Source organism: Sulfitobacter faviae (assembly GCF_029870955.1).
In the GTDB taxonomy this organism is placed as follows: domain Bacteria; phylum Pseudomonadota; class Alphaproteobacteria; order Rhodobacterales; family Rhodobacteraceae; genus Sulfitobacter; species Sulfitobacter faviae.
The window spans coordinates 1,001,487-1,027,307 of the sequence record NZ_PGFQ01000001.1; the positions used below are offsets into that span (position 1 = coordinate 1,001,487).

18 protein-coding genes, 6 pseudogenes and 1 riboswitch are annotated in these 25,821 nt (G+C 63.8%); of the genes and pseudogenes, 8 read left to right on the forward strand and 16 right to left on the reverse strand.

Annotated elements, in window-relative coordinates:
• Positions 1-11: 11 nt before the first annotated feature.
• Both CUR85_RS05215 and CUR85_RS05220 read right to left on the reverse strand, forming a co-directional pair.
• Entirely contained in the window at positions 12-161 is a 150-nt protein-coding gene (locus tag CUR85_RS05215) for a hypothetical protein (RefSeq protein ID WP_280322071.1), read from the reverse strand.
• Positions 158-988 (reverse strand): response regulator, encoded by an 831-nt coding sequence (locus CUR85_RS05220; protein ID WP_280322073.1) that lies wholly within the window; start codon positions 986-988, stop codon positions 158-160. The genes CUR85_RS05215 and CUR85_RS05220 overlap by 4 nt, the downstream gene beginning before the upstream one ends.
• A gap of 372 nt (positions 989-1,360) precedes the next feature.
• Here CUR85_RS05220 and CUR85_RS05225 point away from each other — a divergent pair, with 372 nt between their 5' ends.
• A complete protein-coding gene (locus CUR85_RS05225; protein ID WP_067265226.1) occupies positions 1,361-1,567 on the forward strand; it encodes a cold-shock protein in 207 nt (68 codons plus the stop codon).
• A gap of 141 nt (positions 1,568-1,708) precedes the next feature.
• The gene (locus tag CUR85_RS05230) at positions 1,709-2,260 is read left to right on the forward strand and encodes a L,D-transpeptidase (protein ID WP_067265327.1); all 552 of its coding nucleotides are present in this window, start codon (positions 1,709-1,711) and stop codon (positions 2,258-2,260) included.
• Between the two features lie 243 nt (positions 2,261-2,503).
• On the opposite strand, the gene CUR85_RS05235 is transcribed toward CUR85_RS05230, so the two are convergent.
• The 6 genes and pseudogenes from CUR85_RS05235 to CUR85_RS05260 all read right to left on the reverse strand — a co-directional run bounded on the left by CUR85_RS05235 (position 2,504) and on the right by CUR85_RS05260 (position 8,854).
• Positions 2,504-3,484 (reverse strand): ABC transporter substrate-binding protein, encoded by a 981-nt coding sequence (locus CUR85_RS05235; protein WP_067265228.1) that lies wholly within the window; start codon positions 3,482-3,484, stop codon positions 2,504-2,506.
• A gap of 27 nt (positions 3,485-3,511) precedes the next feature.
• The gene (locus tag CUR85_RS05240) at positions 3,512-4,351 is read right to left on the reverse strand and encodes an ABC transporter permease (RefSeq protein WP_067265231.1); all 840 of its coding nucleotides are present in this window, start codon (positions 4,349-4,351) and stop codon (positions 3,512-3,514) included.
• Complete coding sequence (locus CUR85_RS05245) at positions 4,351-5,211, reverse strand: ABC transporter permease (protein ID WP_197470916.1); 861 nt, start codon at positions 5,209-5,211, stop codon at positions 4,351-4,353. Before CUR85_RS05245 ends, CUR85_RS05240 begins: the two co-directional genes overlap by 1 nt.
• Complete coding sequence (locus CUR85_RS05250; RefSeq protein ID WP_067265237.1) at positions 5,211-5,996, reverse strand: ABC transporter ATP-binding protein; 786 nt, start codon at positions 5,994-5,996, stop codon at positions 5,211-5,213. The genes CUR85_RS05245 and CUR85_RS05250 overlap by 1 nt, the downstream gene beginning before the upstream one ends.
• Positions 5,997-6,070: 74 nt before the next feature.
• Positions 6,071-7,531, reverse strand: a complete 1,461-nt coding sequence (gene hydA / locus CUR85_RS05255; RefSeq protein WP_067265239.1) for a dihydropyrimidinase — start codon at positions 7,529-7,531, stop codon at positions 6,071-6,073.
• A 73-nt stretch (positions 7,532-7,604) separates the two neighbouring features.
• Positions 7,605-8,854, reverse strand: a pseudogene (locus tag CUR85_RS05260) (Zn-dependent hydrolase).
• A gap of 156 nt (positions 8,855-9,010) precedes the next feature.
• On the opposite strand from CUR85_RS05260, the gene CUR85_RS05265 reads away from it, so the two are divergent.
• Positions 9,011-9,649, forward strand: a complete 639-nt coding sequence (locus CUR85_RS05265) for a TetR family transcriptional regulator C-terminal domain-containing protein (protein WP_067265245.1) — start codon at positions 9,011-9,013, stop codon at positions 9,647-9,649.
• Positions 9,650-9,748: 99 nt separating this feature from the next.
• Complete coding sequence (locus tag CUR85_RS05270) at positions 9,749-9,961, forward strand: hypothetical protein (protein ID WP_067265247.1); 213 nt, start codon at positions 9,749-9,751, stop codon at positions 9,959-9,961.
• A 24-nt stretch (positions 9,962-9,985) separates the two neighbouring features.
• Here the strand turns inward: CUR85_RS05270 and preA are convergent, their stop codons facing one another.
• Positions 9,986-11,299: an NAD-dependent dihydropyrimidine dehydrogenase subunit PreA gene (gene preA, locus CUR85_RS05275; RefSeq protein ID WP_067265250.1), complete on the reverse strand. Its 1,314-nt coding sequence runs from the start codon at positions 11,297-11,299 to the stop codon at positions 9,986-9,988.
• A gap of 25 nt (positions 11,300-11,324) precedes the next feature.
• A pseudogene (locus tag CUR85_RS05280) lies at positions 11,325-12,655 on the reverse strand (NAD(P)-dependent oxidoreductase).
• 331 nt (positions 12,656-12,986) lie between these two features.
• Here CUR85_RS05280 and CUR85_RS05285 point away from each other — a divergent pair.
• Positions 12,987-13,193, forward strand: coding sequence for a cold-shock protein (locus CUR85_RS05285; RefSeq protein WP_067265254.1), 207 nt, complete (start codon positions 12,987-12,989; stop codon positions 13,191-13,193).
• 49 nt (positions 13,194-13,242) lie between these two features.
• On the opposite strand, the pseudogene CUR85_RS05290 reads toward CUR85_RS05285, so the two are convergent.
• Positions 13,243-13,898 (reverse strand): annotated as a pseudogene (locus CUR85_RS05290) (arylesterase).
• A 50-nt stretch (positions 13,899-13,948) separates the two neighbouring features.
• Here CUR85_RS05290 and CUR85_RS05295 point away from each other — a divergent pair.
• Positions 13,949-14,617 (forward strand): ABC transporter ATP-binding protein, encoded by a 669-nt coding sequence (locus CUR85_RS05295; protein WP_067265258.1) that lies wholly within the window; start codon positions 13,949-13,951, stop codon positions 14,615-14,617.
• Positions 14,614-17,143: pseudogene (locus CUR85_RS05300) on the forward strand (ABC transporter permease). The gene CUR85_RS05295 and the pseudogene CUR85_RS05300 overlap by 4 nt, the downstream one beginning before the upstream one ends.
• Positions 17,144-17,177: 34 nt before the next feature.
• Here the strand turns inward: CUR85_RS05300 and gcvP are convergent.
• From gcvP to gcvT, 3 genes and pseudogenes are all read right to left on the reverse strand, one after another.
• Positions 17,178-20,023 (reverse strand): annotated as a pseudogene (gene gcvP, locus CUR85_RS05305) (aminomethyl-transferring glycine dehydrogenase).
• A 107-nt stretch (positions 20,024-20,130) separates the two neighbouring features.
• The gene (gene gcvH, locus CUR85_RS05310; RefSeq protein WP_067265267.1) at positions 20,131-20,490 is read right to left on the reverse strand and encodes a glycine cleavage system protein GcvH; all 360 of its coding nucleotides are present in this window, start codon (positions 20,488-20,490) and stop codon (positions 20,131-20,133) included.
• 21 nt (positions 20,491-20,511) lie between these two features.
• Positions 20,512-21,645, reverse strand: a complete 1,134-nt coding sequence (gene gcvT / locus CUR85_RS05315) for a glycine cleavage system aminomethyltransferase GcvT (RefSeq protein WP_067265270.1) — start codon at positions 21,643-21,645, stop codon at positions 20,512-20,514.
• Between the two features lie 149 nt (positions 21,646-21,794).
• A riboswitch (glycine riboswitch) is annotated at positions 21,795-21,881 on the reverse strand.
• Between the two features lie 101 nt (positions 21,882-21,982).
• On the opposite strand from gcvT, the pseudogene CUR85_RS05320 reads away from it, so the two are divergent.
• Positions 21,983-22,571 (forward strand): annotated as a pseudogene (locus CUR85_RS05320) (gamma-glutamylcyclotransferase family protein).
• Between the two features lie 106 nt (positions 22,572-22,677).
• On the opposite strand, the gene gltX reads toward CUR85_RS05320, so the two are convergent.
• Both gltX and CUR85_RS05330 read right to left on the reverse strand, forming a co-directional pair.
• On the reverse strand, positions 22,678-24,015 hold the full coding sequence (gene gltX / locus CUR85_RS05325) for a glutamate--tRNA ligase (protein WP_067265275.1): 1,338 nt from the start codon (positions 24,013-24,015) through the stop codon (positions 22,678-22,680).
• Positions 24,016-24,080: 65 nt separating this feature from the next.
• A complete protein-coding gene (locus CUR85_RS05330; protein ID WP_136720537.1) occupies positions 24,081-25,625 on the reverse strand; it encodes an MORN repeat-containing protein in 1,545 nt (514 codons plus the stop codon).
• Positions 25,626-25,821 lie beyond the last annotated feature (196 nt).

Consider the following 25,821-nt stretch of genomic DNA (forward strand, 5'->3'; position numbering starts at 1 on the left):
GGCTCCAGCCCTCAGCGTTCGTCGTCGATCGCCGTTTCCAGCTGGGCAAAGAGGTTATCCTCATCATGCCGCACCAGACCGTGCAGTGGATCCCAGCTTTGCAGATATTCGCGCAGCTTATTGCTTGCCGACAGACCCGACCAAAGGCGCTGTTCGGTCACCGAATGCACCTGCAAGGACGGGCCAGCCCGCCGTTCATGCCCTTGCCGTCCCAGTTCTTCTCCAGATGCTCGCGCATCCGTTCGGCCATAGAGGCCGTGTTCAACCGTGCGCGGCTCATCACCACGCCGATGAAACGCCCGCTGCCCGCATAGGCCAGATGAAAACGCATGCCCTCCAGCGAATGCACCGAAGCGCGGGCCACCTGCTCCATCTGGCGGCGGAAGGCCGGCGCCTTGACCGCGCGATAGATGCCGCGCGCCCCCTCGACCGAGATCGAAAACAGGCTCATCGAGAAACAGCCGCTTGGCAGGCGCAGCAGGTAATTCTCAAGCGCGGAGACGTTGCTACAGGCCGAGACATCGAGATCGAAATCCTCGTCAAAGCGGATCTGCATCATCTGCGTCAACTCGGCCAGCGTATGCTGCGCCTCGCGCTCGCGCAGCAGAGACGCGTTGAGCATGCTGGCGGCATTGATCCGCGCGCTGAGTTCGACACCATCCAACGGTTTACAAAGGAAATCCGTGGCACCCGCGTCAAAGGCCCGCTGCATCATCGCAGGCTCTTTGCTGGCGGTGATCATGATGATCGGCACGGCGCGGTAAAAGGGCACATCGCGGATCATCTCGCACAGGCTGATCCCGTTGATGCCCGGCATCATGATATCAAGCAGGAAGGAATCGAAGGGCCGGTTCGACTCCTGCATGATCTCCAGCGCTTCTTCCGAGCTTTCGCAGCAAGTCAGCTCGTAATTGTCATTCTCGGTCAGGCAACCTGTGAGCAGATCAAGGATGACCGGGTCATCGTCTACGGCAAGGATACGCATCATGTCTCGTTACTCCACATGGGGGCGCTGGCAGGCGCACTTAGGGCTTTCTGGCAAAAAACCATCTGCGCCGGGCAGTAATGAGACCGGTTTGCGGCAAACTCGGGACGGTGCGATTTGGCGTGTTTCCCGCAAAACATGGGGTTCACGAAACTTCGTGGCGGGAATTTGCCGAAAACCACGCGGCGAAGCGCGCCCAAACCCGCCAAAATGCGATGCCCCTTGAACGAATCCCCCCGAGTGCAATATAGACGGTGCAGACGTTATCTTTTTCGACCCACTGTCTCCCTCATACGGCGCTCAGTCTATCGATCCAGACCAACCACGCCGGGCCATCGCACCAACGCGGATGGCATCAATATGGAGACTACGGATATGGCCACTGGCACCGTAAAATGGTTCAACACAACTAAAGGCTTCGGCTTCATCGCACCCGACGGCGGCAGCAAAGACGTTTTCGTGCACATTTCCGCTGTTGAGCGCGCTGGCCTGACCGGCCTGGCCGACAACCAGAAAGTGACCTTCGACATCGAAGCTGGCCGTGACGGCCGTGAATCCGCGACCAACCTCGCGCTGGCCTAAGGCCCGGGGGCTTCGGCCTTGATGCAAGAATTCGAACCGACCTGCTGACACCGGCAGGTCGGTTTTTTTGTGTCGAGCCTTGCTAAAATAGCCTCTCATGGCAAAATGCGGGGAAACCGCATTATTTTGATGGAGCCTGCCATGCGCCGCCGTACCTTTTTGACCAGCACCGTGGCCGCAGCCGCCCTTCCCCTGATGGCGCAGGCCCGCACCGCCGCCTATGACCCTGCCCCGCAGATGGTCCCGGTCAAGGCGCAATATGCGCCCGGGCAATTGCTGATCCTGCCGCGGAGCCATTACCTCTATTTCGTGACGTCGCCGGGCCAAGCGATGCGCTATGGCGTGGGCGTCGGCAAAGCGGGGCTGGAGTTCACCGGCACCGCGACCATCGACGTGAAAAAGGAATGGCCCACATGGCGGCCAACCAATGAGATGATCGAACGCGATCCGCAAGCCTACAAACGTTTCATCGGCAACACCGACGCCCAGCCCGGCGGCCCCGGCAACCCCTTGGGCGCGCGGGCGCTCTACCTGTTCCAGAACGGGCGGGACACCTATTTCCGCATCCACGGCACAACGCAGCCGAACTCCATCGGGCGGTCCGTGTCGAACGGCTGTATCCGGATGCTGAACGAGCATGTGATCGACCTCTACCAGCGGGTGCCGATTGGGACGAAGGTCACGGTGCTCTAAGGCCCCTTTCGACAACACCCGGCCCGGAATCAAGCCGCAGGCACCGGGCCAACGCCTGCCCGCCCGGACGGGTAGGCGATTTAGTGAGTTCGGGTGCGCCATTGCGAAGGCGCATCACGGCTGAACCATAAAGTGGCACGAGGCTCCGTCGGATCGCCGACCCGCGTGCAGGCGCTGGCCCTTCCCACCAAGAAAAAGGGCCAGCGCAGCGCCGGCCCCTTCCCTCATCATAGACGCCAAAGCTTACTGGAGCGCCTTGTCCGTAATCTCATGGGTCCAAGCACCCTCAGGCGCCTTGGTGATCATGCCACCTTCCATGGTGATCGCCGCACTGCGATCAAAGGCCGCCTCGTCCAGCCGCCCGTCGCTGCCCTCGGTCAGCTTGGCGATCTCGCCCATCATGCGGGTCTGGTGCTTTTCGGTCTGGGCGCCGGTCTGGTCATTTTCCAGCACGATCTCGGCGGCTTCCTCGACATTCTCCTCGGCGTATTTCCAGCCTTTCATGGAGGCCCGGACGAACCGCGCCAGCTTGTCGACCATCTCGGGGTCTTCGAGGTTCTCCTCGGTGGTATAAAGGCCGTCCTCCAGCGTGGAGATGCCTTCGTCCTCATATTTGAAGACCACCAGATCCTCGGGCGTCAGCCCTGCGTCGATCACCTGCCAATATTCGTTGTAGGTCATGGTGGTGGCGCATTCGACCTGCTTTTGCAGCAGGGGATCGACGTTGAAGTTGATCTTCTGGATCGTCACCCCACCGTCGGAGCCATCGGTCGGATAGCCCAGCTTGCCCATCCAACTCATCAGCGGGATCTCGTTGCCGAAGAACCATGTGCCCAGCGTGTGGCCGGGGAAATCCTCGGGGCTTTCGATGCCATGTTCCTTAAGGCAGGTGAGCATCAGGCCGGATTTCGCGAAGGGCTGTGCGATGTTGACGATGGGCGCGCCCTTCTCCCGCGCGGCCAGCGCCGAGGGCAGCCAGTCCACCATCACGTCGGCCCCGCCGCCCAAGAGCACTTGCACCGGCGCGATGTCCGGCCCGCCGGGCTTGATCGTGACGTCGAGCCCCTCTTCTTCGTAGAAACCCTTGTCCTTGGCCACATAGTAGCCCGCGAACTGGGCCTGCGTGACCCATTTGAGCTGTAGCGTCAGGTCGTCGGCGGCCTGCGCCACGCCCCCCCAGAGGCCCAAGGCCGCCCCGGCGGCGATCTTCGTGATGCTTTTCATTTTTATCTCCCTGTTGGTTGGTCGTCTCTAGTTCCTTTGGCTGGGGTGCCAGAAGGTCACCCGTCCTTCGATAAGGGCCATGATACCATAGAACGCCGATCCGGCTATTGCCGCGACAACAATCTCGGCCCAGACCAGATCAAGCGCAAGCTGACCCACCGAGGTGGAGATGCGAAAGCCCATCCCCAGCACCGGAGAGCCGAAGAATTCAGCAACGATGGCGCCAATGAGGGCAAGGGTGGTGCCGATCTTCAACCCGTTGAAGACAAAGGGCATCGCCGCCGGCAGCCGCAGCTTCACAAGCGTGCGCCAATAGCCCGCCGCATAGGTGCGCATCAGGTCGCGCTGCATCGCGTCGCTGGCCTGCAGCCCCTGCACCGTGTTCACCAGCATTGGGAAGAACACCATGACCACGACAATCGCCGCCTTGGACTGCCAGCCGAAGCCGAACCACATCACCATGATCGGCGCCATCCCGATGATCGGCAGCGCGGCGACGAAGTTGCCCACCGGCAAAAGGCCGCGTTGCAAGAACGGAAAGCGGTCAATCGCCAGCGCCGTCAGGAAAGCCGCGCCGCAGCCGATGATATAGCCGCTCAGCGCCCCCTTGATGACGGTCTGCACGAAGTCGATCCACAGGATATCGAGCGACGTGGCCATGCGCGCCGCGATGACCGAGGGCGCAGGCAGCAGCACTTGGTTAATCTCGAACCCGCGCACCACGCCCTCCCAAACGGCAATCAGCGTGATGCCAAAGACCAGCGGTGCCGCTAGTGACGCGCCCCGCGAGGGCCGCTGCCGCGCCAGCCAGACGTTGAGCGACAGGCCCGCGACCCATGCGACGATGGCAAAAACAACCCAGCCCATCACGCCATCCCCATCCGTTTCAAGGTCAGCCGCTGCACCAGCCCGATAAGCCCCACCATGGCCGCCGCAAGGGCTGCCGCCATCAGAAGCGCGCTCCAGATCTGCACGGTCTGGCCGTAGTAGCTGCCCGCCAGCAAGCGCGCGCCAAGGCCCGCGACAGCCCCCGTCGGCATCTCGCCCACGATCGCACCCACCAGCGAGGCCGCGACCCCCACCTTCAGCGAGGTGAAGAAATAAGGCATCGAGGACGGCAGCCGCAGTTTCCAGAAGGTCTGCCAGCCGCTCGCGTTCCATGTCCGCATCTGGTCAAGCTGCATCTGGTCGGGGCTGCGCAGCCCCTTCACCATGCCCACGACCACCGGGAAGAACGACAGATACATGCTGATGATCGCCTTGGGCAGCAGGCCCGAAAGGCCCACGGCATTCAGCACCACGATGATCATCGGCGCGATGGCGAGGATCGGAATCGTTTGGCTGGCGATCACCCAAGGCATCACGCTCATGTCCATCGTGCGGTTGAACACGATGCCGACGGCGAGAAGCGTGCCAAGCGCGGTGCCCATGACGAAGCCCAGAAAGGTCGCGCTGAAGGTAACCCACGTGTGGTAGATCAGCGAGCGTTTCGAGGTGACCTTTTTCTCCACCGTGGTCTTCCACAGTTCCGCGCCGACCTGATGCGGCGCCGGCAGTTTCGGTTTCTCCTGCGACCAGGTGTCGGCCACCAATTCCGAGAATGTCAGCGTCTTGTCGGCGCGTGCCGCGACATCCCGCGCCCATTGCGCGTTGAGCGCGACAGCCGCGCCATACCAGATGACGATCAACAGACCCACGACCGTGAGAACGGGGATAATGTTACGCATCAATCGTCCCCATGCCCGGCGCGCAGCCCCTCGCGCACGCGGTGCGCGATCTCGAGGAATTCCGGCGTCTCGCGAATCTCCAAAGGCCGTTCGCGCGGCAGCGGGCTTTCGATCACGTCGGCGATCCGTCCCGGGCGCGGGCTCATCACCACGATCTTGGTGCTGAGATACACCGCCTCGGGGATCGAATGGGTGACGAAGGCAATGGTCTTTTCGGTCCGCGCCCAGAGCTTCAAGAGCTGCTCGTTGAGGTGGTCGCGCACGATCTCGTCCAGCGCGCCGAAAGGTTCGTCCATCAGCAGGATGTCGGCATCGAAGGACAGCGCCCGCGCGATGGAGGCACGCTGCTGCATCCCGCCCGAAAGCTGCCAGGGAAACTTCTTCTCGAACCCCGAAAGCTCCACAAGGTCGAGCACCCGTTTCACCCGCTGATCCTGCTCGGCCCGGGGCACGCCCATGATCTCCAGCGGCAGACGGATGTTGCCGCCGATGGTGCGCCATGGGTAAAGCCCTGCCGCCTGAAAGACGTAACCATAGGCCCGCGATTTACGCGCTTCCTCGGGCGAGACACCGTTGATGGTCACGCTGCCGCCCGTGGGCTGCTCGAGGTCGGCCATGACCCTCAGAAAGGTCGTCTTGCCGCAGCCCGAGGGGCCGATGAAACTGACGAAATCTCCCTTGTGGATCTCGAGGTTCACGTCTTTCAACGCGTGGACCGGCCCGTCATTGGTTTGAAAGGTCAGGTCAAGATTGCTGGCGCTGATCACGCTCTGGCTGTCATTCACGTATTTTACTTCCCTGTTGGTCGGCCGCTTTTAGCGCGGCACTTTACCTGGTTGTCGTGGCGGCTCTACATGGCTCAGATCCCCGCCGGAATGTTGAGAGGATCGCGCTTGATCATCTTGGGGCTGTTGAGTTCCTTCCATTTGCTGAGGGCGACGTTGGCGCTCGGGAAGGCCGGGCGCGGCACGAAACGGCCCCGGCCGGGCTGCGGCTGGCTGTTCTGACCCCAAGCCCAGATCACCTCGCCGCGGCTCAGGGTATAGCGGCTCTGCGCCTTGACCTCGAAGCCCTCAAAGACGTTGTAATCCAGCACCGAATGATGGTTCGCCGGGCTGATCGTCTTGGTGATCTTCGGGTCCCAGACCACGATATCGGCATCCGCCCCTTCGACGATGGCACCCTTCTGCGGATAGATGTTCAGGATCTTGGCGATATTGGTCGAGGTCGTGGCGACGAACTCGTTCGGGGTCAGGCGGCCCGTTTCCACCCCTTCGGTCCAGAGCACCGCAAGACGCTCCTCCAGCCCGTTCGAGCCGTTGGGAATGATCCGGAAATCGTCACGCCCCGCGCGTTTCTGCTCGGTCGAAAAGGCGGCGTGGTCGGTCGCCACCACCTGTAGGCTGCCCGATTGCAAACCGGCCCAGAGGCTGTCTTGATGGTCTTTCGAGCGGAACGGCGGCGACATGACGCGGCGCGCGGCATGGTCCCAATCGGTGTTGAAATACTCAGACTCGTCCAGCGTCAGGAACTGGATCAACGGCTCGCCGTAAACCCGCATCCCCTTCTGCCGCGCCCGGCGGATTGCCTCATGGGTCTGCTCGCAAGACACATGCACGATATAAAGCGGCACGCCCGCCGTATCGGCGATGGTGATGGCGCGGTTCGCGGCCTCGCCCTCGAGCTCCGGCGGGCGGGAATAGGCGTGGCCCTCCGGCCCGGTGATGCCCTGATCGAAATACTTCTGCTGCAACTCGGCCACCAGATCGCCGTTCTCGGCATGGACCATCGGCAGCGCGCCCAACTCGGCACAGCGCTTGAAGGAGGCGAACATCTCGTCATCCTCGATCATCAGCGCGCCCTTGTAGGCCATGAAGTGCTTGAAGCTGTTCACCCCCATGTCGACCGCGTCTTTCATCTCGTTAAAGACGGTCTCGTCCCAGCCGGTGACGGCCATGTGATAGCCGATGTCCGAGCAGATCTGCGGCGCCGACTTGCGGTGCCATTCGTTGATCGCGTTCTTGATACTGCCATTCGCGCCGGGCAGGCAGAAGTCGACCACCATCGTGGTGCCACCCACCGCCGCGGCCCATGTGCCGGACTCAAAGGTCTCAGCCGCCGTGGTGCCCATGAAGGGCATCTCTAGATGCGTATGCGGATCAATCCCGCCGGGGATCACATAGGCGCCTTCCGCGTCGATGTATTCGTCACCCGTAAGGTCCTCGCCGATGCGCTTAATCTTCTCTCCCTCGATCAGCACGTCGGCTTTCCACGTCCGGTCCGCCGTGCAGACCATGCCACCCTTGATTACCTTGCTCATCTTTCTCTCCCCATCTTTTCTGGCCAATCACGTCGGGGGGCCGGGGCAGCACCCCAGACCTCCGCCCGCGTGTTCAGCCCTCTATTTCCGCTGTCTCCAGCACCGCATGGAGCAGCACATCCGCCCCCGCCTTGGCCCAATCCTTGGTGATTTCCTCTGCCTCGTTATGGCTTAGACCATCGACACAGGGGCACATCACCATCGCCGTGGGGGCCACGCGGTTGATCCAGCAGGCATCGTGGCCCGCGCCAGAGATCAGGTTCATATGGCTGTAGCCCAGCCGTTCGGCGGCGTTGCGCACAGCCGTCACGCAACCCTCGTCAAAGGCCACGGGATCAAAGCCGCCGACCTTTTCAAATTCGATCTGCACATCCATATCGTCGGCGATCTTTTGACCCTCTTCACGCAGACGGGCCTCCATATCCTCGATGACCGACAGTTCGGGCGACCGGAAATCGACGGTAAAGACCGTCTTGCCGGGGATCACATTGCGCGAGTTCGGATAGACCTCGATATGGCCCGCCGCGCCGACCGCATGAGGCGCGTGGCTGAGCGCGATCTCGTTCACCTTCTCCAACACCCGCGCCATGCCCAGCCCCGCGTCGCGGCGCATTGGCATGGGGGTGGAGCCGGTGTGGCTGTCCTTGCCGGTGATCGTCACCTGCGTCCAACTTAAGCCCTGCCCGTGGGTCACGACGCCGATGTCCTTGCCCTCGGCCTCCAAAATCGGGCCCTGTTCGATGTGCAACTCGAAGAAGGCATGCATCTTGCGCTTGCCGACTTCCTCTTCGCCGCGCCAGCCGATGCGCTGCAGCTCGTCGCCAAAGCGCTTGCCCTCGGCGTCGGTGCGGTCATAGGCCCAATCCTGCGTGTGAATGCCAGCAAAAACCCCCGACGACAGCATCGCGGGGGCGTAACGGGTGCCTTCTTCGTTGGTGAAGTTGGTCACGACGATCGGGTGTTTGGTCTTGATGCCCAGATCGTTCATCGTGCGGATGATCTCCAACCCGCCGAGCACGCCAAGGATGCCATCGTATTTCCCGCCGGTCGGCTGAGTGTCGAGGTGGCTGCCCACATAGACCGGAAGCGCATCGGGGTCGGTGCCCTCCCGCTGGGCGAACATATTGCCCATCTGGTCGAGCCCCATGGTACAGCCTGCCGCTTCGCACCACTTTTGGAACAGCGCGCGGCCCTCGGCGTCTTCGTCCGTCAGCGTCTGGCGGTTGTTGCCCCCGCCACGCCGGGGCCAATCTTGGCCATTTCCATCAAGGAATCCCACAGACGGTCGGGATCAATCTTGAGGTTCTCTCCGGGCGCGGGCATAGGTCACTCCTCTGTCATCGGCTTGGGCCGTGTTGTTTTTTTACCATTTGGTAAATCCACGATTGCGATTAGGTTAGGCTCTGTCAAGAACTGGTTTGAAACAACCCGCCGCCGATCCGGCAAACGCCTTTTTTAGCAGCACCAAGGATCATTGCCTTGCCCGAAAGCACCGCCAAGAAACCCAGCCGCATCCAGCAGCGCAACCGCCGGGTGATTCTGGATGCCGCGCTCGAAGTCTTTTCCAAACACGGCTACCGGGGTGCCACGCTGGATCAGATCGCCGCCGAGGCTGGGCTGAGCAAACCGAATATTCTCTATTACTTCAATGGCAAAGAAGACATTCACGTCACTTTGCTGTCGCAGCTGATGGAAACATGGCTCGACCCGCTGGTGGAACTGGACCCCGAAGGCGACCCCCGGCGCGAGATTTTGGACTATGTCGAACGCAAGCTGACCATGTCGCGCGAATTGCCGCGCGAGAGCCGTCTTTTCGCCAATGAAATCCTGCAAGGTGCCCCGCGGATCGAGCCGGAATTGCACAGCCATCTCAAACCCCTGTTCGATGAGAAATGCGCCGTGATCGCGGGCTGGGTGGCGGCGGGAAAACTGCCCGCGCTGGACCCGCAGCACCTGATATTCTCGATCTGGGCGACGACCCAGCACTACGCGGATTTCGAGGCGCAGGCGCAAATCCTGCTCGGTGCCGAGACCGACCCCCGCCCCCGCGCGCAGGCCCATCTTCAGGCGATGTTCGGCGCGCTTTTGGACCAGCCCGCGCCAGCGCCAAACGGTTAACCATAGCGGCCAGTGGCGCCCTGCGTTTAATCCCCCGTTAACACATGACACCCAGTCTGACTGGCGGGTGTGGGCTCCTTCCAAGGTAAAGGGGGAGTGATGAATGTAGGCGATATAAAGGGCGCAGGGGCTGCGCGGGATGCGAAGGGCGCAAATCCGGCAGCGTCCGATGAACCAGAGGGCGCGCCGCCCGTCACCCGCGAAAAGATGGCCCGGGATGCGGCAATGGCGCTGATCGTGGCGCGGCGGGAGGTGGCAGAGATACCGCCCCCCGCTGCCGATACCGCCGCCCCGCCCCGCAGAAAGTCCTGAACGCGGGGCGCGGGGGGTCTTGTCTTACTCCGCCGGTTCGACCGCGTGGACGGAGGGGTTATTGGGGTGCGTGGTCCAATTGGCATAGTCCGGCGTCACCGTCTTGCCCGTGCGCAGGTCGGTGGTGCCCGCCGCCAGTTCCTCCATCGAGATGCAGTCTTCGACCGGGCAGACATTGACGCAGAGGTTGCAAGCGACGCATTCCTCTTCGATCACGGTAAAGGTGCGGTCTTCGGACATGGCGATGGCTTGGTGGCTGGTGTCCTCGCAAGCCGCAAAGCAACGCCCACAGGAGATGCAGAGGTCTTGGTCGATCTTCGCCTTGGCGACGTAGTTCAGGTTCAACTGGTTCCAGTCGGTCACGTTCGGCACCGCGCGGCCCACCAGTTGGTCGACCGAGTTCAGCCCCTTCTCGTCCATATATTCCGACAGGCCCGAGATCATCTCTTGCACCACCTTGAAGCCATAGGTCATCGCCGCAGTACAGACCTGCACATTGCCCGCGCCAAGGGCCAGAAACTCTGCCGCGTCGCGCCATGTGGTGACGCCGCCGATGCCGCTGATCGGCAGACCGTGGGTCTCAGGGTTTCGGGCGATCTCGGCCACCATGTTGAGCGCGATGGGTTTGACCGCCGGGCCGCAATAGCCGCCGTGGGTGCCCTTGCCGTCGATCGTGGGCTCGGGCGCGAAGAGGTCCAGATCGACCGAGGTGATCGAATTGATCGTATTGATCAGGCTCACCGCATCCGCGCCGCCGCGCTTGGCGGCCTCGGCAGGGTAGATCACGTTGGTGATGTTGGGCGTCAACTTCACGATCACCGGCATGCGGGTGTACATCTTGCACCAGCGGGTGACCATCTCGATGTATTCCGGTACCTGCCCCACGGCAGAGCCCATGCCGCGCTCAGCCATGCCATGCGGGCAGCCGAAGTTCAGCTCGATCCCGTCGGCGCCGGTTTCTTCCACATGCGGCAGGATCGCTTTCCACGCCTCCTCCTCGCAGGGCACCATGATCGAGGCGATGAGCGCGCGGTCGGGGTAGTCGCGTTTCACCGCTTTCATCTCGCGCAGGTTCACCTCCAGCGGGCGGTCGGTGATGAGCTCGATGTTGTTGAGCCCCAGAAGCCGCCGATCCGCGCCCCAGATCGCGCCGTAGCGCGGGCCGTTCACGTTGACCACCGGCGGCCCTTCGGAGCCAAGGGTCTTCCAGACCACCCCGCCCCAGCCTGCCTCATAGGCGCGGCGCACATTGTATTCCTTGTCCGTTGGCGGGGCGGAGGCCAGCCAGAACGGGTTGGGGGATTTGATCCCGATGAAGTCGCTTCTCAGATCAGCCATTTTGTTTCTCCCTCTCGGCGCGGCCTCAGCCCGCCGCCCCCATCAATGTGGTGTGAATGTCCATCGCCGCGTCGCGGCCCTCCGCCACGGCGGTCACCGTCAGGTCATCGCCGCCGCTGGTGCAGTCGCCCCCGGCCCAGACCCCGTCGAGGCTGGTGCGCCCGGTGCCGTCGACCTTGATCTTGCGCCCGTCGAGTTCGGGCAGCCCCTCGCCCAACAGCGTCTGACCGATGGCCTTGAACACCTGATCCGCTTGCAGGCGCAGGGTTTGGCCGGTGCCCTTCATCGCCTCATCGACATATTCAAACTCGATCTCACGCACCGATCCATTGCCATGCACGGCAATCGGCACCGCATGGGTCACGATCCGCACCCCCTTGGAGGCGGCGAGGTCTTGCTCGAACACGCTTGCATTCATCCGGTCGCGCCCGCGGCGATAGACCAGCGTCACATTGAGCGCGCCCAGCAGTTTCGCCTGCACCGCCGCGTCCACCGCCGTCATCCCGCCGCCGATCACCACCACGTCGCGGCCAATCGGCACGCCGGAGATATCGCTGGCTTGCCGCAGTTCGGCGATGAAATCGACCGCATTGGCAACCCCGGCCTTATCCTCGCCCTCGGCCCCGAGGGCATTGACGCCGACCAGCCCCATCCCGAGGAAAACCGCATCGTAATCGGCCTTCAGCTCATCGAGAGTGACATCCCGGCCCACGGCAACCTCATGCCGGAAGGTGATCCCGCCGATCTGCATCAGCCAATCCACCTCGGCCTGCGCGAAGCCGTTCGGGTCTTATAGGCCGCGATGCCATATTCGTTCAGCCCGCCGGGCTTGGGCCGCGCGTCGATGATCTCAACATCGTGGCCCAGCATCGCCAGACGGTGCGCGCAGGACAGACCCGCTGGCCCTGCGCCGACAACGGCGATGCGCTTGCCCGTGGCTGCGGCCCGTTCAAACGGATGCACGCCCTGCGCCATCAAATGATCCGTCGCATAGCGCTGCAACTGGCCGATCAACACCGGCTTGCCCTCGGCCACCTCGCGCACACAAACCTCTTCGCAAAGCGTCTCTGTCGGGCAGACCCGTGCGCACATGCCGCCGAGGATGTTCTGGCTCAGGATCGTCTTGGCCGCCGCATCGGGCGTGCCGGTGGCGATCTGCCGGATAAAGAGCGGAATGTCGATGTCGGTCGGGCAGGCCGTCATGCAGGGCGCGTCGTGGCAAAAGTAACAGCGGTCCGCCGCGACCAGCGCCTCATGTTCGTCCAAGGGCGGATGAAGATCCGAAAACCCCTCGGCATAGCTCTGCGGTTCTAACCGCCCCGGAACGATCCCCGGCTCAAACACATCTCGTGCCATATCAAAATCCCTGTCGTTTTCTTGGTGTTTTGAAAACGCTCTCATGGAATCATTTTTTTATCAACTGGTAAATTTTTGAAAAGCGCGCCTTCCGGAAAATCCCGAGATGCCTGCCAGTTTTGTAACAGGCAGGTTATATTTCATGGGCGCTTCCTTGCTTGCGCCCCTTCGCCCCGTAAAAATCCTTGATTTTAAAAATAGAGATTCCAATATCACAACTGCGACGCGAAGACTTTTCGACCCGGCTGCCCTAAGGCTCCAGCGATCACGAATTCGACCGAGCCGCGCTGCCGCATGTTGCGGGCAGATCAAAGAGAGGGAGACACGGGGCATGGCTACTGGCACCGTAAAATGGTTCAACACGACAAAAGGCTACGGCTTCATTGCACCGGACGCGGGCGGCAAAGACATCTTTGTCCATATTTCCGCAGTGGAGCGTGCAGGGCTGACCGGGCTGGCCGACAACCAAAAGGTCAGCTTTGACGTCGAAGCGGGCCGCGATGGCCGCGAAAGCGCGAGCAACATCGCGCTGGCCTGAACGGGCCACATCACGAGGATCGAAACGGACGCTGCGGCGTCCGTTTTTGTTAGCGGCGCTCGGCGGCGCGGGCGGCAAGCTCTGCCACCGCCGGGCCGATGTCTTCCACGATCAACGCCACGCCTTCGGCATTGGGGTGGATGCCGTCGCCTTGGAGATAGCGCTGCACCGTCTCGCTCCGCGCGCTGGCGGCATTCTTTTCCTCGGCCAGCAGGCCGGTAAAGAAGTCCGGGTAGAACAGCGTGCCGTAAGCCTCGGCCAAATCGGGGTAGAGCCCTTCGAAATCCGCCTTATAGCCCGCCCCATAGTTGCCCGGCGCGCTCATGCCGACCAAGAGCACCTCCACCTCCGCCTTTTCCGCAGCGGCAAGGATGCCGTCGATGTTGCCGCGCGCCTGCGCCGGGTCCAACCCGCGCAGCATGTCGTTGCCCCCAGCGTCACGATCATCGCGTCCACCTCGGGCGTCAGGGTCCAGTCGACCCGCGCCAGCCCGCCAGCGGTGGTATCGCCCGACACGCCGGCGTTGAGGATCTTGGCTTCGACACCCTCGGCATCCAGCCAGTCTTGCAATTGCGGCACGAACCCCTCCTCGGCGGGCAGCCCGTAGCCTTGGGTCAGGCTGTCGCCGAGCGCTGCAATCACCACCTCCTCGGCCTGCGCCGCGCTGCCTAAAATAAAGGCAAAACAGATCAATACCTTGCGCATCCTTCGCGGACCTCCATATCCATCACGTATCCCAAGCCAAAGGCGACCCGATGAGCGACCCTGTCTATGACCTTCAAGATGTCACGCTGAGCCTCAAGGGCAATGCCGGCCCCGTCGATATTCTGCGCGGCATTTCGTTGCAGGTCCAGCAAGGGGAGAGCATCGCGCTGACCGGCGCTTCCGGGTCGGGGAAATCATCGCTGCTGATGGTCATGGGCGGGCTGGAGCGCGCCACCGGCGGCAAGGTCACCGCCCTCGGCCATGACCTGAGCGCGTTGCGCGAAGACGGGTTGGCCCGGTTCCGGCAGGGGCGCATGGGGATCGTCTTTCAGTCTTTCCACCTCATCCCCACCATGACCGCGCTTGAGAATGTCGCCACCCCGCTGGAGCTTTCGGGCGCCGATGACGCCTTTGACCGCGCCCGGGCCGAGCTTGAGGCCGTGGGGCTGGGCCACCGGATCAACCAATATCCCGCGCAGATGTCGGGCGGCGAGCAGCAGCGCGTGGCACTGGCGCGCGCCGCAGCACCCCGCCCTGCGATCCTTTTGGCGGATGAGCCGACAGGCAGCCTTGACAGCCGCAATGGGGCCGCGATCATGGACCTGCTGTTTGAACTGCGCGACCGCCATGGCGCGACGCTGGTGTTGGTCACCCACGCCGATGATCTGGCGCAGCGCTGCGACCGGGTGGTGGAACTGCGCGACGGGCGTCTCGCATGAGCCTGCGCCTTGCTGCCCGTTTCGCCCGCCGGGAAATGCGCGGCGGCCTGCGCGGCTTTCGCCTGCTGCTGGCCTGTCTTGCGCTTGGCGTGGCCGCACTGGCCGCTGTCGGGACCGTCCGCGCGGCGATCGAAGCCGGGTTGGAGGCCGAGGGCGCGGCCCTTCTGGGCGGCGATGCCGAGCTTGATTTCACCTACCGTTTCGCCACCCCGAAGAACGCGACTGGATGGCCGAACGCGCCACGCGCGTCTCCGAGATTGTCGAGTTCCGCTCCATGGCCGTCACCGGTGCGGGCGAGACCTCCGAACGCGCGCTCACGCAGGTAAAGGCGGTCGATGACCTCTATCCGCTGATCGGCGAGATGGTTCTGGACCCCGCCCTGCCGTTGGAAGATGCCCTTTCGCCGGACCCCGCCGCCCTGCCCGGCGCGGTGATGGAGCGGGCGCTGGCGGATCGGCTGGCCCTCTCCCCCGGTGACACCTTCGCCCTTGGCGAGGCGGAGTTCACCCTGACCGCGCTGATCAAACGCGAACCGGATTCCGCCGCCAGCGGCTTTTCCCTTGGGCCCCGCACACTGGTCAAACGCGCGGCACTCGAAGGCTCCGGCCTGCTTGCCCCCGGCACGCTTTTCAACAGCAAATACCGTCTCGAATTGCCCCAAGGCACCGCCCTCGCCCCGCTCGAAGCAGAGGCCAAGGCGCGTTTTGCCGATGCCGGAATGCGCTGGACCGACGCGCGCAACGGCGCGCCGGGCGTGGCGCGTTTCGTCGAACGGCTGAGCGCCTTTCTGGTGCTCGTCGGGCTCTCGGGCCTTGCCGTCGGCGGGGTCGGCGTGGCGGCAGCGGTGCGGGCCTATCTGCAACGCAAAACCGCCGTCATCGCCACCTTCCGCGCCATGGGGGCGTCCCGCGCGACGATCTTTCAAACCTATTTCATCCAAGTCGGCATTCTGGCCATGGTCGGGGTCGCCCTTGGCCTGCTGATCGGGGCGGGGCTGCCCTTGCTGCTCTCGCCGCTCATCGAGGCAAGCCTGCCCCTGCCCGCGCGTTTTACCATCTACCCCGCCCCACTGATTGAGGCCGCGCTCTACGGGCTGCTGACCGCTGCTCTCTTCACCCTCTGGCCGCTCGCGCGCAGCGCTGATGTCCGCGCCGCGACCCTGTTTCGCGACGACTGGCAACGGCAATCACCTTGGCCCGCCGCGCCCTACCTCGTCGCGATGGCGCTGCTTCTGGCCGCTCTGCTTGCGCTGGCGGGTTGGTTCAACGGCTCGTGGTCGCTCACGCTTTGGACACTGGGCGGATTGGCCGCGACGCTGGCGGTGCTAGCGCTGGCGGCGGCGCTCTTGCGTCTGCTGGCCCGTGCGGCGGCCCGCCGGGCGCGGGGCCATCCGCGCCTGCGGTGGGCGCTGGCGGCCATCGGCGGCCCCGGCGAAGGGGCGACGGCGGTGGTGCTGGCGCTTGGCCTCGGCCTCTCGGTGCTGGCCGCCGTGGGTCAGATCGACGGCAACCTGCGCCGGGCAATCTCGGGCAACCTGCCCGATGTGGCGCCCTCCTACTTTTTCGTCGATATCCAGAAAGACCAGATGCCCGGCTATACCGCGCGGCTTGAGGGCGATCCGGCCGTGTCGCGCATCGAAAGTGCGCCGATGCTGCGCGGCGTGATCACCCAGATCAACGGACGCCCCGCGCGTGACGTCGCGGGCGATCACTGGGTCGTGCGCGGCGACCGGGGGTGACCTATGCCGCGCAGCCGGGCGAAGACACGCGCATCACGGCGGGGGAATGGTGGGCGCAGGATTACAGCGGCGATCCGCAGATCAGCTTTGCCGCCGAAGAGGCCGAAGAGATCGGGCTGGAACTGGGCGACACGCTCAGCGTCAACATCCTTGGCCGCGACATCACCGGCACGATCACCAGCTTTCGCGAGGTCGATTTCTCGACCGCCGGGATCGGTTTCGTGCTGACGATGAACCCCGCCGCCCTTTCAGGCGCGCCGCATAGTTTCATCTCGACCGTCTATGCCGAACCCGAGGCGGAGGCCGCGATCCTGCGCGATCTTGCCAGCGAATACCCCAACATCACCGCCATCCGCGTGCGCGATGCGATCGACCGGGTGGCGGCGGTGCTGGCCGGGCTCGCCTCGGCCATTTCCTTTGGCGCCTTGGCCACGCTGGCGACGGGGTTCATGGTGCTGATCGGGGCCGCCGCCGCAGGCACCGGCGCGCGCAGCTATGAGGCGGCGCTGCTGAAAACCATGGGCGCCTCGCGCCGTGCCATCGCCACCAGCTTTGTGCTGCGCGCCGCGCTGCTCGGCCTCTTTGCCGGGGCGGTGGCGTTGCTGGCCGGGATCACCGGTGGTTGGGCCGTGAGCCATTTCGTCATGGAGACTGATTTCGCCGTGGTCTGGCCCAATGCGTTGCTGATCATCGCGGGCGGCGTCTTGGCCACGGTGCTGGCCGGTCTGGGCTTCGCGCTGAAGGCGCTGAACGCCCGGCCCGCGGATATGCTAAGGGCGCAGGAATGATCCCGCGCCCTTAGGTGGTTTCTGGGTCTGAACCTTACTCCGCCGCTTCGGCGTAATCCTCCAGCGGCGGGCAGGTGCAGATCAGGTTGCGGTCGCCATGCACGTTGTCGACACGGTTGACCGGGGGCCAGTATTTGTCGACGCGGAAGGCACCGGGCGGGAAGCAGCCCTGCTCACGGCTGTAGGGCCGGTCGCCCCATTCCACCACCAGATCCTCCACCGTGTGCGGCGCGTTCTTGAGCGGGTTGTTGGCGCGGTCCATGCGGCCTTCCTCAATCTCGCGGATCTCTTCGCGGATCGCCAGCATCGCATCGCAGAAACGGTCCAGCTCGGCCTTGGTCTCGGACTCCGTGGGTTCCACCATCAGCGTGCCCGCCACCGGCCAAGACATCGTCGGCGCGTGGAAGCCGCAGTCGACCAGACGCTTGGCGACATCCTCGTTGGTGATCCCCGCGGTCTCCTCGTAAGGGCGCACGTCGATGATGCATTCATGCGCCACCCGGCCGGAGGGGCCTTTGTAGAGCACGTCGTAAGCCCCTTCGAGCCGCTTGGCGATGTAGTTGGCGTTCAGGATCGCCGCGCGGGTCGCCTGCGTCAGACCGTCCCCGCCCATCATCAGGCAGTAGGACCAAGAGATCGGCAGCAGGGAGGGAGAGCCGTAGGGCGCGGCCGAAACGGCGGCGCCTTCCTCGTTCGGGTGCCCCGGCAGATGCGCGATCAGATGCGATTTCACGCCGATGGGGCCCATGCCGGGGCCGCCGCCGCCATGCGGGATGCAGAAGGTCTTGTGCAGGTTCAGGTGGCTCACGTCGCCGCCCAGATCGCCGGGGCGCGAGAGACCCACCATGGCGTTCATGTTGGCCCCGTCGATATAGACCTGCCCGCCGTGGTCATGGGTGATCTTGGTCACCTCATGCACAGTCTCCTCGAACACGCCGTGGGTCGAGGGATAAGTGATCATGCAACCGGCGAGGTTCTCGCTGTGCTGGTCGGCCTTGGCGCGGAAATCCTCAAGGTCGATGTCGCCGTTGGAGGCGGTCTTGATCACCACGACCTTCCAGCCGACCATTTGGGCCGAGGCTGGGTTGGTGCCGTGGGCGCTCATGGGGATGAGGCAGATGTTCCGGTGCCCCTCGCCCTTCGAACGGTGGTAGGCGGCGATGGTCAGCAGGCCCGCGTATTCGCCCTGCGCGCCGGAGTTCGGCTGCATGGAGATCGCGTCATAGCCGGTGATCTCGCAGAGTTTGTCCGAGAGATCGTCGATCATCTCGCGGTAGCCAAGCGCCTGATCAGCGGGCACGAAGGGGTGGATGAGCGAGAACTCGCGCCATGTCACCGGCATCATCTCGGCCGCGGAGTTCAGCTTCATCGTGCAGGAGCCCAAGGGAATCATCGCCCGGTCGAGCGCGAGGTCGCGGTCCGCGAGGCGACGCATGTAGCGCATCATCTCGGTCTCGGCGCGGTTCATGTGGAAGATCGGGTGCGTGAGGTAATCGCTCGTGCGCAGCAGCCCCTCGGGCAGACGGTACTCGGGCGTGAAATCATCATCCGCCTGACGGATGCCGAAGGCGCGCCAGACCGCTTCGATCGTGTCAGGGCGGGTGCGCTCGTCGAGCGTGATGCCGACGCAGTTCTCGCCCACGCGGCGCAGGTTGATGCCCTCGTCCACGGCGGATTTCATCACCGCGGCCTGCAGGGGCCAACCTCGACGGTGATCGTGTCGAAATAGGCATCCGGCTGCACCTCGAAGCCCGCGGCCTCCAGCCCCTTGGCCAGACGCACGGTCTTGCGGTGGATGCGCTGCGCGATAGCTTTCAAGCCTTCGGGCCCGTGGAACACGGCATACATCGAGGCCATGACAGCCAGCAGCGCCTGCGCGGTGCAGACGTTCGACGTGGCCTTCTCACGGCGAATATGCTGCTCGCGAGTCTGCAACGACAGGCGATAGGCGCGGTTGCCATGGGCGTCGATGGAGACACCAACGATCCGCCCCGGCATGGCACGCTTCATGGAATCCTTACAGGCCATATAGGCGGCATGCGGGCCGCCGTAGCCCTCGGGCACGCCGAACCGCTGGGTGCTGCCCACGGCGATGTCCGCGCCCATGGCACCCGGCTCTTTCAGCAGGGTCAGCGACAGCGGGTCGGCGGTGACGATGCCCACGGCCTTGACCTCGTGCAGGGCCGCCATGTGATCGGTGAAGTCGCGCACATGGCCATAGGTGCCGGGATACTGGAAGATCGCGCCGAAGACCTTCTCGGCCTCCATCTCCTCGGGCTCACCGACGATGACCTCGATGCCCAGAGGCTCGGCGCGGGTCTTCATCACGGCGATGTTCTGCGGGTGGCAGTTGGCGTCGATGAAAAAGCCCTTGGCCTTCGATTTCGAACTGCGCTGCGCCATGGTCATCGCCTCGGCGCAGGCCGTGGCCTCGTCGAGCAGCGAGGCATTGGCAATCTCCAGCCCGGTGAGGTCGCTCACCATGGTCTGGAAGTTCAAGAGCGCTTCGAGGCGGCCCTGCGAAATCTCGGGCTGGTAGGGCGTATAGGCGGTGTACCACGCCGGGTTCTCAAGGATGTTGCGCTGGATCGCCGGGGGCGTGACGGTGCCGTGGTAGCCCTGACCGATCAGGCTGGTGAGCACCTTGTTCTTGCCCGCCACGCGACGCATGTGCTCGAGCACCTCACGCTCGCTCATCGCCTTGCCGAAGTCGAGCGGTTCTTTCGCGCGAATCGCTTTCGGCAGCGTGTCGTCGATCAGCGCATCAAGGCTCTCGGCGCCCACGGTGTCGAGCATCTGAGACATCTCGGTAGGGGACGGGCCAATGTGACGCCGATTGGCGAAATCATAGGGCAGATAATCGGTGGGCTTGAAGCTCATGTCGGGTTCCTCGTCACGGCGCGGCAGGGCGCCCCCTGTTTGTGGCGCGCCGCCCATGGGGCGACGCAGGTGATCAGCATCGCCGGTCCCCCGGCGCGCGCGGCGGTTTAGCCGATGAATTTCTGATAGGCGGCTTCGTCCATGAAGTCGTCCATCTGGCTGGCGTCAGAGACCTTCATCTTGAAGAACCACGCCTCGCCCTGCGGGTCGTCGTTGACCATGCTGGGGTTGTCGGTCAGCGCGCCGTTCACTTCCGTGATCTCGCCATCGATGGGCGCAAGGATGTCCGACGCCGCCTTCACGGATTCGATCACGACGACCTCGTCGTCCTTGCTGACGGTGGTGCCTTCCTCAGGCAGTTCCACGAATACGACATCGCCCAGCTGCTCGGCGGCGTGGTTGGTGATGCCCACGACCACTTCGTCACCCTCGACGCGCAGCCATTCATGCTCTTCGGTAAATTTCATAATGGAGTTCCCTGTGTAGATTCAGCGTTTGAAGTTCGCCGCGACGAACGGCATTTTCGTGACAGTCAGTGGCAAGCGCTTGCCGCGCACCTCGCCCCAAAGCGCGGTGTCGACCTTCGCATGCTCGGCGCTGACATATCCCATGGCAACCGGGCCGCCAACCGTCGGACCAAAGCCGCCCGAGGTCACGCGGCCAACCTCATTGCCACCCTCGGCGGCATCATAAATGGCGACCCCCTCACGCATCGGCGCGCGCCCCTCGGGCAGCAACCCCACGCGCTTGCGCGGCGCGCCGTCGGCCAGTTGTTGCAAGATCACCCCCGCGCCCGGGAAGCCGCCCGCGCGGGCGCCATCTTCGCGCCGCACCTTCTGGATCGCCCAGTTCAGCGCCGCCTCGACCGGCGTGGTGGTGGTGTCGATGTCGTGACCATAAAGGCAAAGCCCGCCTTCCAAGCGCAGACTGTCGCGCGCCCCAAGGCCGATCGGTTCGACCTCCTCCATCGCCAACAGCTTCTGCGCCAGCGCCACCGCGTCACCATTGGCGACGGAAATCTCGTAGCCATCCTCCCCGGTGTAACCCGACCGCGACAGGGTGACCGTGATCCCATCAAGATCGACGTCCCGCGCCACATCCATAAATTTCATATCCGCCACCGAGGGCTGCAACCGCGCCAAGGCGGCCTCGGCCTGCGGCCCCTGCAACGCCAGCAGCGCGCGGTCATCCAGCACCTCGATCTCGCAACTGTCCGACAGGGCCTCCCGCATCAAGGCGATGTCATCATCCTTGCACCCGGCATTCACCACGACAAACAGATGATCGCCCAGATTGGCCAACATCAGGTCATCCAGAATACCGCCATTGGGATCGGTAAACATGGCATAGCGCTGGCGCATCTCGCCCAAACCCAGCACATCGACCGGCACGAGCCGCTCCATCGCCAAGGCCGCATCCTCATAGCTGCCAGACTTCGCTCGAACGACGACCTGCCCCATGTGGCCCACATCGAACAACCCGGCGGCGGCGCGGGTGTGCAGATGTTCCTTCATCACACCAAGGGGGTATTGCACGGGCATGGAATAGCCCGCGAAGGGCACCATCTTGGCCCCCAGTTCCACATGCAAATCATGCAATTCCGTCTGCTTGAGATCGCTCATCCGGTTCGCCTTTCCTGTCGCTTCCGGATGACCTTTTGACCATGCCGGCACCTTAGCGCCGCAAATGCCGCGCCTGATGCCCCCTCTGTCCTTCCGCCTGAGATCGTTATCCCTTCGGCGTGCGCATCCGCGCCCCTCTCCAGAGTCTTGGTCACATCACGGTCCTGGGGCCTGAGAGTTTCCGGGGCGGTTGCTCCTTCGGCATCGGTGTTAACCGATTCTCCCGTGACGATTGGGCCTTTCGTATGCTGGGGCATACCTCTGCGTCAAGCATGCTTGTGAGCGGGTGCGACACATGTTTTCTTACCGGCAACACGGCAGATGGAAAGCACCCCACATGACCCCCTATTTCTTTGGCTACGGCAGCCTCGTGAACCGCAACACCCATAGCTACCCCGATGCCCGCCCGGCGCAGCTCGACGGCTGGCGCCGCCAATGGGTCCGCACCGAAGGCCGCGATATCGTCTATCTTTCCGTGGTGCAGCACCCCGCTACCCGCATCGACGGGCTGATCGCCGCCGTGCCGGGCGCGGATTGGGCCGCGCTGGACAAACGCGAATACAGCTACGAACGCCACGCCTCAGGCGGCGCGGTGGTGCATGACCTGACCCCCGCCCCGACATCGCCCATTACGCGATCCCCGCCGACATCGCGGTGACCCACGGCGATCACGTCATCCTGCTCAGCTATCTCGATGTGGTGGTCCAAGGCTTCCTGCGCGAATTCGGCACCGAGGGCGCGGCACGCTTTTTCGACACGACCGACGGCTGGGACACGCCCATCCTCGACGACCGCGCAGCCCCCTCTACCCGCGCCACCAAACGCTGACAGAGGCGGAAACCGCCGTGGTCGACCACCACATGGAACGCCTATCAGTGCAGATCAAAGAACGCGCCGAAACAACCTTCGCCGCAAGGAACTTCTAAGGGCCAAAACACGCCCCCCCAAAACCTCCTTCATCCTTTCTTAAATACCCTCGTGGGTCCGGGGCAGCGCCCCCGGGAGGCTGCCTCAAGCCCCCAAGCCCGCCAATCAGCCGCGCGCCTTCACCACCTGCAACAGCGGCATCACCTGCGCCATCTCCGGCCCGTGCTCCTGCCCCGTCAGCGCCAGACGCAGTGGCCGGAACAGCCCGCGCCCCTTCCGGCCCGTGGCTTCCTTGACCGCTGCGGTCCAGCTGGACCAAGTGGTCTCATCGAAAGGCATTTCGGGCAGCAGCAGCATGGCCTCCGCCACGAATTCGCGGTCTTCTTCGGCGATCACCGGCTCCGCCCCGTCGCGGAACATGGCCCACCAGGGGCCGAGGTCTTTCAGGGTCGAGATATTCTCGCGCGTCACGGCCCAGAATTGCGCGGCCTTGTCTTCCGGCACGCCGAGGGCGGTGATGTCGTCTTTCACGGCTTCCAGCGGCAATTGCTGCAAGTAGCGCCCAGTCAGCGGGAAGAGGTCAGCCACGTCGAATTTCGTCGGGGCCGAGCCGAAGCGGTTGATGTCAAAGCCGTCGATCAGCTCTGCCATATCCGTGCGCAGTTCCACCGGATCGGAGGACCCGAGCCGCGCCATCAGGCTCAGAAGCGCGAAGGGCTGGACGCCCTGCTCGCGCAGATCGCGCAGCGCCAATGTGCCCAAACGCTTGCTCAACGCCTCGCCCTGTGGGCCGGTCAGCAGCGAGTGGTGCGCGAAGGAGGGGACATTACCCTGCCCAAGCGCCTCCATGATCTGGATTTGCGTGGCGGTGTTGGTCACATGGTCCGAGCCGCGCACCACATGGGTCACGCCCATCTCGGTGTCATCCACAACGCTCGCCAATGTATAAAGGATCTGCCCGTCGCCGCGGATGAGCACCGGGTCACTGACCGAAGCCGCATCGATGGAAATATCGCCAAGGATACCATCGTCCCATTCGATCCGCGCGTGATCCAGCTTGAAGCGCCAGACACCATCACCACGTTCGGCCCGAAGGGCAGCTTTCTCTTCGCCCGACAGGTTCAGCGCGGCGCGGTCATAGACCGGCGGCTTGCCCATGTTGAGCTGTTTCTTGCGCTTGAGGTCCAGCTCTGTCGGCGTCTCGAAAGCCTCGTAGAAACGGCCCTTTTCGCGCAGGTCATCGGCGGCGGCGTGGTAGCGGTCCAGCCGCTCGGACTGGCGCTCGACCCGGTCCCACTCCAGACCCAGCCATTCGAGGTCTTGCTTGATGCCATCGACATATTCTTCCTTGCTGCGCTCGGGATCGGTGTCGTCGATGCGCAGGATGAAAGTGCCGCCCGCCTTGCGCGCGATGAGGTAGTTCATCAGCGCGGTGCGCAGGTTGCCCACATGGATATAGCCAGTGGGGGACGGGGCGAAACGGGTGATTGTGGGGTTGGACATCTGGCGTACTCCTGTTGCGCGCGGGATTGCCACAGGGCGCGGGCGTTGTCCAGCAAAGGCGGGGGTCAGCCCCCGTCTGCTGCGGTGCCGGTCTGCGTGGGCGTAGCCTCTGACGTATCCGCGTCGGTGCTGTCTTCGGGCGCGGGTGTTTCGGTGGCCGCTTCTTCACCGTCAGCCTCTTCCGAAGCCGCCTCCGCCGCCTCCGAGGTTTCGGCCCCGGCGGACCCATCGCTCAGCGCGCCATTCTCCCATTCGCCCGAGGCTTCCTCGCCGCTGGCATAGCGCATGGTGCCGCTGCCCTGCCGCTTGCCCGCTTTGAAGGTGCCCTCATAGACATCGCCATTGGCATAGGTCGCAACACCCTGCCCTTCGATCTCACCCTCGGTCCACTCGCCCTCATAGACGAAACCGCTGGCCATGGTGATCTTGCCCTGCCCGTGGCGCTGGCCGTTCCTGAAGGCCCCCTCGTAAACGGTGCCATCGGGATAGGTCGCCTTGCCCTGCCCGTGCCGCTGGCCGTCCTGCCAGCCGCCCTCATAGCGGTAGCCATCTGCATAGGTCATCACGCCTTGGCCGTGGTTGCGGGCATCTTTGAACGCGCCTTCATAGACCACGCCGTTGGTATAGGTGGCGATCCCCTCGCCCTCGATCACCCCGGCGACCCATTCGCCCTCATAGGTCGAGCCATCGGGATAGGTGATCTTGCCCATGCCATCGGCCAGATCATTGCGGAAGGTGCCGACATAGACCGACCCGTCGGGATAGGTCACCTGCCCCTCGCCTTCGATCTGCCCGGCCACCCAAGAGCCGGTGTAAACATAGCCATCGGTGCCGGTAAATGTGCCCTGCCCGTCGCGGCGGTCATCCTTGAAATCGCCCTCATAGGTGTCACCGTTTTCATAGGTGACCTTGCCCTTGCCCTCACGGCGGCCTGCGACCAGCGTGCCTTCGTAGACGTCGCCATTGGGTTGGGTCAGTGTGCCGGTGCCGTCGATCTGGCCGTCTTTCCATTTCCCCACATAGACCAGCCCGTCGGGCATGGTCAGCGTGCCTTCGCCGCTGCGTTTACCGGCTTCAATCTCCCCTTCATAGACCGCGCCATCGGGGTAGGTGATCGTGCCCACGCCCTGTTTGACGCCATCGACCCAATCGCCCTTGTATTCATAGCCACCGGGGCTTTGCATCACGCCCTTGCCGTGGTGTTTGGCGTTGCGGAACTCGCCCTCATAGCGCACGCCATTGGCGTAGATCGCCACGCCCTGCCCCATGATCGCGCCCGCTTCCCATTCGCCCTCATAGGTGCCGCCATCGGCAAAGGTGATCTTGCCCAGACCGTCTGGCTTGCCCTTGGCGAAATTGCCCTCATAGACCGATCCGTTGGGGAAACGTGCGACACCTTCGCCCTTGATCTCCCCCTCGACCCACTCGCCGGAGTATTCATAGCCATTGGGCAGCTTATAGGTGCCGGTGCCATGCTGAAGACCGCCTTGAAAGGTGCCCTCATAGATGCCGCCGTCGTCATATTCCTTGGTCAGCACCTGCCCGTCCTGCGCCGCAAGCGGCGTGGCCAGAAGGGCGATCAGACAGAGGGGCAGGCTGCGGTGCAACATGGGCGGAAATTCCCGATCTCGTTAAGTGGCATTTGGCCCGAGGTTACGGGTGATAGAGGGCAGAGGCAACGTGTTTGCAAGAGGGGCACGCCGGTTTGGGCGGATCCCGCGCACCCGGTGCTGCGGGTCAGCTCTGCGCACGGGGGTTTCGCCCCCGGTCCGATCTGCTAGATCCACCCGGTGCCAGCCAGCCCGG

What these genes read in the sequence shown, in the direction of transcription:
- CUR85_RS05220 (WP_280322073.1), bottom strand. Translation starts at nt 988, where the DNA reads ATGATGCGTATCCTTGCCGTAGACGATGACCCGGTCATCCTTGATCTG.
- CUR85_RS05225 (WP_067265226.1), top strand. Translation starts at nt 1,361, where the DNA reads ATGGCCACTGGCACCGTAAAATGGTTCAACACAACTAAAGGCTTCGGC.
- CUR85_RS05230 (WP_067265327.1), top strand. Translation starts at nt 1,709, where the DNA reads ATGCGCCGCCGTACCTTTTTGACCAGCACCGTGGCCGCAGCCGCCCTT.
- CUR85_RS05235 (WP_067265228.1), bottom strand. Translation starts at nt 3,484, where the DNA reads ATGAAAAGCATCACGAAGATCGCCGCCGGGGCGGCCTTGGGCCTCTGG.
- CUR85_RS05240 (WP_067265231.1), bottom strand. Translation starts at nt 4,351, where the DNA reads ATGGGCTGGGTTGTTTTTGCCATCGTCGCATGGGTCGCGGGCCTGTCG.
- CUR85_RS05245 (WP_197470916.1), bottom strand. Translation starts at nt 5,211, where the DNA reads ATGCGTAACATTATCCCCGTTCTCACGGTCGTGGGTCTGTTGATCGTC.
- hydA (WP_067265239.1), bottom strand. Translation starts at nt 7,531, where the DNA reads ATGAGCAAGGTAATCAAGGGTGGCATGGTCTGCACGGCGGACCGGACG.
- CUR85_RS05270 (WP_067265247.1), top strand. Translation starts at nt 9,749, where the DNA reads ATGAATGTAGGCGATATAAAGGGCGCAGGGGCTGCGCGGGATGCGAAG.
- preA (WP_067265250.1), bottom strand. Translation starts at nt 11,299, where the DNA reads ATGGCTGATCTGAGAAGCGACTTCATCGGGATCAAATCCCCCAACCCG.
- CUR85_RS05285 (WP_067265254.1), top strand. Translation starts at nt 12,987, where the DNA reads ATGGCTACTGGCACCGTAAAATGGTTCAACACGACAAAAGGCTACGGC.
- CUR85_RS05295 (WP_067265258.1), top strand. Translation starts at nt 13,949, where the DNA reads ATGAGCGACCCTGTCTATGACCTTCAAGATGTCACGCTGAGCCTCAAG.
- gcvH (WP_067265267.1), bottom strand. Translation starts at nt 20,490, where the DNA reads ATGAAATTTACCGAAGAGCATGAATGGCTGCGCGTCGAGGGTGACGAA.
- gcvT (WP_067265270.1), bottom strand. Translation starts at nt 21,645, where the DNA reads ATGAGCGATCTCAAGCAGACGGAATTGCATGATTTGCATGTGGAACTG.
- gltX (WP_067265275.1), bottom strand. Translation starts at nt 24,015, where the DNA reads ATGTCCAACCCCACAATCACCCGTTTCGCCCCGTCCCCCACTGGCTAT.
- CUR85_RS05330 (WP_136720537.1), bottom strand. Translation starts at nt 25,625, where the DNA reads ATGTTGCACCGCAGCCTGCCCCTCTGTCTGATCGCCCTTCTGGCCACG.